General features: G+C 34.2%; 3 protein-coding genes. All 3 read left to right on the top strand.

Features of this window, described 5'->3' with window-relative positions:
- Positions 1-971 precede the first annotated feature (971 nt).
- The 3 genes from H9647_RS25485 to H9647_RS25475 all read left to right on the top strand — a co-directional run bounded on the left by H9647_RS25485 (position 972) and on the right by H9647_RS25475 (position 3,330).
- Positions 972-1,307, top strand: coding sequence for an HIT domain-containing protein (locus H9647_RS25485; protein WP_191805286.1), 336 nt, complete (start codon positions 972-974; stop codon positions 1,305-1,307).
- Between the two features lie 163 nt (positions 1,308-1,470).
- Positions 1,471-2,337 (top strand): YwqG family protein, encoded by an 867-nt coding sequence (locus tag H9647_RS25480; protein WP_225229582.1) that lies wholly within the window; start codon positions 1,471-1,473, stop codon positions 2,335-2,337.
- A gap of 192 nt (positions 2,338-2,529) precedes the next feature.
- Positions 2,530-3,330: a DUF4085 family protein gene (locus tag H9647_RS25475; protein ID WP_191805284.1), complete on the top strand. Its 801-nt coding sequence runs from the start codon at positions 2,530-2,532 to the stop codon at positions 3,328-3,330.
- Positions 3,331-3,468 lie beyond the last annotated feature (138 nt).

Below are 3,468 nucleotides of genomic sequence, written 5' to 3'. Positions count from 1 at the left end.
GAATGGCTTAAGCAAGACATACGGTATCATAATAGTTTTTTATTTTTGAGGGCCTTGGTTCAACTAACGAAAAAACGATAGTACAAGAGAACAAGTAAGCAACCGAACAACAGACTGGTTGCTTTTTCTTTAAGCTATTCGGGCAGTTCATTTCCAGCATGTGGTATAATGATTTTCGATTAAAAACCGACAGGAATAGAAAGTCTTTGCAATTGTCCTTTTCATATTAATGTCTTGAATTTTGGAGGGGTGCTCTTGAAAAAAGAAAACATCTTATTGCCAACCTCGATTATTATTCTCGGAGGATGCTTGATTTTATCAGCTTGGGTAGTATCAGATGGGTTAAAAAGCCAAGAACATTTAGAAATCTCTAAGTACCACTACTCAAACAAAAGCACTAATGACTTCTGATGAAGCAGCACAATACATGGGAATTTCCTTAGAAGCTTTTAATTATCTAATTAGGAGTCAAACTGAGTTAAAATCAGGAAGTAGCAACGTCTACGACACATATAGGTTCATTCCATTTATCGATATAGATAATCAAAAATATTTTAACGAAGTCGAGATTGATAAATGAATTGAATACAATATGCTTAATAAATATTAAATAATGTCTATTTCGGTTTGGACATACGGGCAACTGAAAAGAAGTAGAGACTTAGAAGAGGCTATGTATAGATTAAGCTAGTTTGATGATATATAACGATGTTCAACTAACGAGAAAACGTTAGTTGAAAACAAAAGGGAACAGATTGTCAGTTGGCAATTGCTCCCTTTTTGCTAACCGGAAGTTTAGTTAAATAATGATGTAGAAGTTTTATGTAGTACGTAGTACGTTATTTTTTGAAACTTATATTATTTACAATTAGTACGATGGAAAAACAGGCAGCCTGTTCAGCTAACGGGAAGTAATGTAAAGCAAATATGTGTCTAAATAAGGTAAAACACGCCAGGGAGGTAAGTTGCATATGTCGGAAGATTTTTATTGCGAAGAGGTATTAAGTGGTCGAACACCTGTACAAAAGGTATTGGAAACCGATAATGTACTTGCTTTTCATCATACTCGTCCATTTTATCCAGTACATATTGTGACAATTCCAAAAAGACATATTCCATCACTTATAACTTTAGAAGAAGGGGATAATGCCCTGCTAATTGAACTTATGGATATTGTTAAGAAGGTAGCATCCCAAGTGGTTTCAGAACATGGAGCTTGTAAAATGATAACAAATTTAGGGGAATACCAAGATTCGAAGCATCTTCATTTCCATATAATTTTCGGTAAACCCTTGATTAAGAGCTGATTAAACTAACGATAAAACGTTAGTTGAACACAGCAGGGAGCAGCTTGCAGTTGGCAGCTGCTCCCTTAGGGTATGTGTGAACTGCTAATGGAAGGATAGTGAATTATCCTTCGAGAATATATGATGCAATGAAGTTAAGTAGAGATTCCCTGGAGGTAATATAATGTTGAACAAAGAAACTGTAGTAAAACAACTTGAGCAAGTAGGATTAGGCCAATATGGACATGCCATTGCAAACTGGGCTTTTCCTACAGCTCAACTTTTTCTTGAACCTGTATCTGACATTATGATTCCTATTGGAGGAAGCAAGGTAGGAGGTAATCCTGATCTTCCTGATGATATAGAATGGCCATTATGGAAAGACTATGATATGACTTTTATTGCTCAAATTAACTTGGCAGATTGTCCAGTAAATATTTCTCTTCCTAAGAGTGGGTTGCTGTCTTTTTTCTATGCTGTAAAACCTATGTATGAGGACGATGATTTTTATAATGATCCTCACACATGTCGAGTGATCTACATAGATTCAGAGCGCCTCTCGAAAATTTCACGAAGAAATATTTCTAATAATTTAAATGATTCAGAAATAATGAAGCCGAACAAGATTTTATATGAAGCGGGTCTATCTGTACCAACTGCTGAGTCAGCTTATTTGGAAAGTTTGGGGTTAGGTTGGAATGGTAACAGAGATCATTTAGATAAGTATTGGGAATCATTTTTACCGCATTGGTCAAAGGAAGGGTACGTAAATAGACTTATGGGTCATCCTGATCAAATTCAAGGTGATATGCAAGTCAGTTGTGAAATAGCCGTTGGTCCGTACGGCTGGGATGATCTGAATAATTCGGATATTCATGAGAAGGTTGTTAATTCTGCATTAAAGTGGCGTTTACTACTACAAATTGATTCGGAAGAAGAAAAAACCGGAATTATGTGGGGAGATGTTGGAAGGATTTATTTTTGGGTTCATGAGGATGATCTTACTGATTTATGCTTTGAGAGAGTAGTTTGTGAAATGCAGTGTGGCTAAACTAAACGTTAGTAGAAAACAGCAGGGAGCAGCTTGCCAGTTGGCAACTGCTCCCTTTTAATTATGCAAACCGGCAGGATAGTTGAATTTAATATGTAACTCATTTTTATATTTTTACGTTGTTTAAAATGAGTTACTGTTTTATAGCTAAGGAAAGAGTGGAAATTAAAATTCTTTAAGGGGAGGGTAATAATGAAATATTTTACCAAAGAATGGTATGAACTGTGTTCAAAGACAACTTTACATCTCGCTTTAGAGGAAGAAAAGCAAGCTGAAGTATTTTCAGAAGGATATTTTCAACAACTGTATAACGCAGGATTAGAAAGTTGGCTTGATCTACAAGAAGAAGTTGCTTCTTTAATGAAAAAAAACGAATCAATGAATGCAAATGATAATAATGAAGCTTCCTTTAATAAAGAGAAGGAAATTGAAAAATTTTATGATATTTTTATTTATAATCAAGAGCAGCTTAAAAAGAAATTACCAGATTCAATATTAAAACAGATAGCCGATTTAAGAGTTTTCACTTTAGATAAAGCAACTAAAACAGTAATAAACGCTGTAGCTAAATTTTGCAAGGAAAATGAAAGGTCTGTAACCACAACAGGTGAATGTTATATAAGATATTTGGAGAAATCATCTAACATACTTGATCAAGAAATTATTGAGAATTTTAGATTTCATGATTGTATGATTACTAAGTCAGTTCAGAAAGATACATCCATAACATTATTTCTTGATAACTCAGGTGGATTTACAGATATAGATGAAGTTGCTTTTAATAATTTTACTATAATAAAGCAAGAGGGTTCATTAGATGATTCATGGTGGTTATATGAGGAATTATATAGGGTCGATGATAAATATGAGTTTCATGTCCTTCTACAAGATAACAAGAGGTGTTTAATTGATTTCATTTTTTCAGCTGATCAAGTTACTTTCAAAAGAAATAAAGTTGGCAACTGCTCCCTTTTTGCTAACCCAGCAGAATAGTGCAATAAGTTATTGCGATAATCGCCGTTGTATGATATCAAGTGTTATTGTTAGTCAATTGGTTTTATAATTAATTTCAAGCGAGGTGACAACAAATGTGGAAGAGCAGTTTTATATCTGGTCTGGGACTGATTGCAT

Source organism: Paenibacillus gallinarum, from assembly GCF_014836635.1.
GTDB classification, from domain to species: domain Bacteria; phylum Bacillota; class Bacilli; order Paenibacillales; family Paenibacillaceae; genus Paenibacillus; species Paenibacillus gallinarum.
Note: the sequence above shows the minus strand (reverse complement) of the source record. Positions and strands in the feature narration are given on the sequence as shown.

Bases quoted from the DNA above. Each gene is read 5' to 3' on its own strand.
- H9647_RS25485 (WP_191805286.1), top strand. From the start codon at position 972: ATGTCGGAAGATTTTTATTGCGAAGAGGTATTAAGTGGTCGAACACCT.
- H9647_RS25480 (WP_225229582.1), top strand. From the start codon at position 1,471: ATGTTGAACAAAGAAACTGTAGTAAAACAACTTGAGCAAGTAGGATTA.
- H9647_RS25475 (WP_191805284.1), top strand. From the start codon at position 2,530: ATGAAATATTTTACCAAAGAATGGTATGAACTGTGTTCAAAGACAACT.